At 73.5% G+C, this 3,979-nt stretch carries 6 protein-coding genes; 5 read left to right on the top strand and 1 reads right to left on the bottom strand.

The window, feature by feature from the left end:
* The 4 genes from AB0F11_RS37850 to AB0F11_RS37835 all read left to right on the top strand — a co-directional run.
* Positions 1 to 218: hypothetical protein (locus AB0F11_RS37850; RefSeq protein WP_362184360.1), on the top strand; the 218-nt coding region annotated here is incomplete at its 5' end.
* A 191-nt stretch (positions 219 to 409) separates the two neighbouring features.
* Positions 410 to 1,144 (top strand): lysophospholipid acyltransferase family protein, encoded by a 735-nt coding sequence (locus tag AB0F11_RS37845; protein ID WP_362184358.1) that lies wholly within the window; start codon positions 410 to 412, stop codon positions 1,142 to 1,144.
* A gap of 71 nt (positions 1,145 to 1,215) precedes the next feature.
* Positions 1,216 to 1,590 carry a hypothetical protein gene (locus AB0F11_RS37840; protein WP_362184356.1) on the top strand — a complete coding sequence of 125 codons (375 nt, stop codon included), beginning with the start codon at positions 1,216 to 1,218 and terminating at the stop codon, positions 1,588 to 1,590.
* A 202-nt stretch (positions 1,591 to 1,792) separates the two neighbouring features.
* Positions 1,793 to 2,140, top strand: a complete 348-nt coding sequence (locus AB0F11_RS37835) for a metalloregulator ArsR/SmtB family transcription factor (RefSeq protein WP_362184354.1) — start codon at positions 1,793 to 1,795, stop codon at positions 2,138 to 2,140.
* 3 nt (positions 2,141 to 2,143) lie between these two features.
* Here AB0F11_RS37835 and AB0F11_RS37830 read toward each other — a convergent pair whose 3' ends face one another.
* A complete protein-coding gene (locus AB0F11_RS37830) occupies positions 2,144 to 2,566 on the bottom strand; it encodes a MerR family transcriptional regulator (protein ID WP_362184352.1) in 423 nt (140 codons plus the stop codon).
* Between the two features lie 103 nt (positions 2,567 to 2,669).
* Between AB0F11_RS37830 and AB0F11_RS37825 the strand changes: the two genes are divergently transcribed.
* Positions 2,670 to 3,785 (top strand): alkene reductase, encoded by a 1,116-nt coding sequence (locus AB0F11_RS37825; protein WP_362184350.1) that lies wholly within the window; start codon positions 2,670 to 2,672, stop codon positions 3,783 to 3,785.
* Positions 3,786 to 3,979: the final 194 nt, after the last annotated feature.

The raw sequence follows: 3,979 nt of genomic DNA, 5'->3' as shown, positions 1-3,979 counted from the left end.
CCGCCGCCGCACTCGACCGGGCCACGGCCGAGGCGGCGTCCCTCGGCGAGGAGCTGGCGGCCGTCCGGTGGCGCCTGAAGGCCGCCGAGGAAGCAGCGGCTGCGGCGAAGACCCGGCACCACGGCGCCGAGGAGGCCTTGCGCAAGGCCGACCGGGCGGCCCGGACGGCCACGCGCCGCCTGCACGCCGCAGAACAGGCGGCCGAGCCGCCGGGCTGACGGCCGCCCGGCACCGACCACGTTCCCGCGCCCCCCGACCGACGAGGCGACCTGAGTGAGGGGTGGGCACATCCCACCCCCGGCCGTGGGTACGTCGCCCGCCCGACCTGAGTAGCACGGCTCAGGCCGGCCCGCGCCCCCGTGCCGACGATGGGGAACACGCCACAGTCGACCACGGGGGACCGATCCGGATGCTCAGCCGCCTCTCCCACGCCCTGGTGCCCGCGTTCGGGCACCTCGGCGTGACCACCGACCCCGGGGCCGCGTTCGCCCCGGGCAGCATCATCGCCGCCAACCACACCTCCCTCGCCGATCCCGCCGTCGTCCTCGCCGCCCTGCGGCGGCTCGGCGTCGAGCCGGTCGTCATGGCCGCCGCCGGCCTGTGGCGGATCCCGTTCCTCGGGAGCCGTCTCGCCCGGGAGGGCCACGTACCCGTCCACCGCGGGTCCCGGCACGCCGCGGACGCCCTCGACCACGCGGCGGCCGCGCTGGGGGAGGGGCGGCTGGTCCTCATGTACGCCGAAGGGGGCATCCCGTTGCGTACGGACGCCGCCGAAGCCGCGCCCGGCACCTTCCGCAGCGGGCTCGCCCGGCTCGCCGAGCGCACCGGCGCACCCGTCGTCCCGCTGGGCCAGGCCGGGGCCCGCCGCATCACCTCGGGCAACGCGGCGAAGCAGCTCGCGGGCCTGGCCACCGCCCCGCTGCGCCGCCCCGCCCTGCACGTCCACGTCGGGGCACCGATCGGCCTCGCCGGGGACACCGCCGCGCGGACGGAGCAGGCGCACCGCGCCGTCACGCGCGCCTGGCGGGCTGCCGCGGCCCGCCTCGACGAGCCGGCGGCCCTCATCGCACCGGGTCAGGCCGAGGGGGCATTCGATGTGCATTGCTTTTCAGCCGATTTCCCCGATCCGTCCGTACGGCGATGAGAGATCGGTAGCGTCCCGGTACGGAAGATCCGGTGCCGGAAACGGCAGAAAGCTGTATCGGAGGTACGACCATGGCCAACGTGGAAGTGTCGCTGAAGGAAGCGATGACCTCGATCGAAGGGGTGCTGGGGGTGGCGCTGGTGGACTACGCCAGCGGGATGGCCCTGGGCACGCTCGGCGGTGGCAAGGACCTGGACCTGATGGTCGCCGCGGCGGGCAACACCGACGTGATCCGGGCCAAGACCCGCACCATGGAGATGCTGGGCCTCCAGGACGAGATCGAAGACCTGCTGATCACGCTCGGGAGCCAGTACCACCTGATCCGCCTCCTGCGCAATCGCGGCGCCGGCGGCCTGTTCCTGTACCTCGTACTGGACAAGGGCAACTCCAACCTGGCCATGGCCCGCCACCAGCTGCGCCGCATCGAGGCGGAGCTCGAGGTCTAGGCAGCGCGTCGTCCTGACGGCCCCCGCACGCCCATGAGTTGAAGATTTCTTCAACTCGACACATCCAAAACCGGTCAACTGTGGGTGCGTGCGGGCCGGCAGGAAGCGACGATGGACCGCGAGCATGAAGCCGCCCGGCGGTGGGGACGAGCGGGCGGGCGCGGGCAGACGTCCGAGGAGCAGCAGAGCGGGAGTTGTGGGAATGCAGGTACCGCTGTACCAGGCCAAGGCGGAGTTCTTCCGGATGCTCGGCCATCCGGTCCGCATCCGCGTGCTGGAACTCCTCCAGGACGGCCCCATGCCCGTCCGGAGCCTGCTCGCCGAGATCGACGTCGAGGCGTCGAACCTCTCCCAGCAACTGGCCGTCCTGCGGCGCTCGGGCATCGTGGTGTCCACCCGCGAGGGTTCCACCGTCACCTACGCCCTCGCCGGCGGGGACGTCGCCGACCTGCTGCGGGCGGCGCGCCGCATCCTGACGGAGATGCTGGCCGGGCGCAACGAACTGCTCGCCGAACTGCGCCAGGTCGAGCCCGCCCCGACCCGCAGCTGAAGCTCAGGGTCCAGTGGCGGTGGCGGTGGCAGCGGCCGCGGCGCGGGAGGGGGCGGGGGAGGCGCCGATGCCCTCCGAGGCGGCGTCGATGACCTCGTCCAGGACGTCGCGCGAGAGGGCGAGGTCGGCGATCAGGCGGTCGATGCGCTCGCGTTCCACGACCAGTTCGCTGACCAGCTGCTGCGTGGCGAACTCGTTCGGGCCGCCGTCCGAGTCCCGCATGCAGGGGAGCAGCTGCCCGATCTTCTTGCTGCTCAACCCGGCCGCGTACAGCGCCTGGATGCGGATGACCCGGTCGACCGCCCACTCCCCGAACTCCCGGTGGCCGCCGGGAGTCCGCTCGGAGCGCAGGATCCCCTGCTGCTCGTAGTAGCGCAGGGACCGCTCGCTCACGCCGCTGCGCCGGGCCAGCTCACCGATCCGCACCGCCACCCCCGTTTGCTCGTCCCGCCCCGTCCGCCGCGTCGTGGTCCGTGGACGCGGTCCGGGACTTGAACCTGACACTGATGTCACTTCCTACCGTACCGGCATGACGAACACCCAGGTCGACACCGACCTCTTCGAGCCCGCCCGCCTCGGCCCCCTCCACCTGCCCAACCGCCTGGTCATGGCACCGCTGACCCGCAACCGCGCCGGAGCCGACGGCGTTCCGGGACCGCTCATGGCCACCTACTACACGCAGCGCGCCTCCGCAGGCCTGATCATCGCGGAGGCCGCCGCCCCGAACGCCGTCGGAAAGGCGTACCCCAACATCCCCGCCATCCACAGCCCGGAGCACGTGGCCGGATGGCGGCGCGTCACGGAGGCCGTACGGGCGGCCGGGGGCCGGATGTTCCTGCAACTGGAGCACGGTGGCCGGATCGGCCACCCCGACACCAGCGGTCTCGTACCCCTCGCGCCTTCGGCCGTCCCACTGCCCGAGACCATCCACACGGTCGGCGGCCGGCGGGCATCCGTCGTGCCCCGCGCGATGACCCTCGAGGACATCCGGTCCACGGTCGCCGACTACGCCTCCGCGGCCCGCAACGCCATCGCGGCCGGTTTCGAGGGGGTCGAGGTGCACGCGGCGAACGGCTACCTCCCGCACCAGTTCCTGGCACAGGGGACCAACCTCCGCGACGATGCGTACGGCGGCCCCGTCGCCCACCGGATCCGGTTCACGGTCGAGGTGGTCCGCGCCGTCGCCGACGCCATCGGCCCCGACCGAGTGGGCCTGCGCATCTCCCCCGGGAACACGGTCAACGGCATCGAGGAGGGCGACACCGACCGCATCTACCCGGCCCTCGTGGAGGCGCTCGCGGACACCGGCCTCGCCTACCTCCACCTCGTCTTCGCCGACCCGGACCAGCCCCTCTTCCACCGCATACGCCGGGCCTGGCCCGGCACGCTGATCGCCAACCCGGCACTGGGGTGGGGGAAGGACCTGCCCGCCGACGGCGGCCGCGCCGCGGGCGAACGGCTCCTGGCGGCAGGCGCCGACCTGATCGCCCTCGGCCGCGCCTTCCTGGCCAACCCCGACCTCGTCGCACGGCTCCGCCTCGGCGCCCCGCTGAACCCGGTGCGCGACCGGTACATGATGTACACGGGCGGCGAAACCGGATACACCGACTACCCGACGCTGCAGCTGTCGGGGAGCCGCGGTTAGCCGCGGGGGAACGGGGGCCGGCCGGTGCCGGCCGGAACCGGAGCCGGAGCCGCCCGGAACCGGAGCCGCCCGGGGCCGGAGCCGGCCGGCGGTGGTGCCTACGGCGAGGGTTTACCCCCGCCGTGCGGCTACCGCCGCCGTATTCAACCGGCGGGCGGATGCGGCCGCGGTCCGCCCCTCCCTACCGTTTGCAG

It is taken from the genome of Streptomyces sp. NPDC032472 (genome assembly GCF_040636955.1).
GTDB lineage: Bacteria > Actinomycetota > Actinomycetes > Streptomycetales > Streptomycetaceae > Streptomyces.
The sequence above is the reverse complement of the archived record's forward strand: the minus strand, read 5'-3'. Positions and strand labels throughout refer to the sequence as shown.

Coding starts and splice junctions, on each gene's coding strand:
- AB0F11_RS37845 (WP_362184358.1), top strand. CDS start 410: ATGCTCAGCCGCCTCTCCCACGCCCTGGTGCCCGCGTTCGGGCACCTC.
- AB0F11_RS37840 (WP_362184356.1), top strand. CDS start 1,216: ATGGCCAACGTGGAAGTGTCGCTGAAGGAAGCGATGACCTCGATCGAA.
- AB0F11_RS37835 (WP_362184354.1), top strand. CDS start 1,793: ATGCAGGTACCGCTGTACCAGGCCAAGGCGGAGTTCTTCCGGATGCTC.
- AB0F11_RS37825 (WP_362184350.1), top strand. CDS start 2,670: ATGACGAACACCCAGGTCGACACCGACCTCTTCGAGCCCGCCCGCCTC.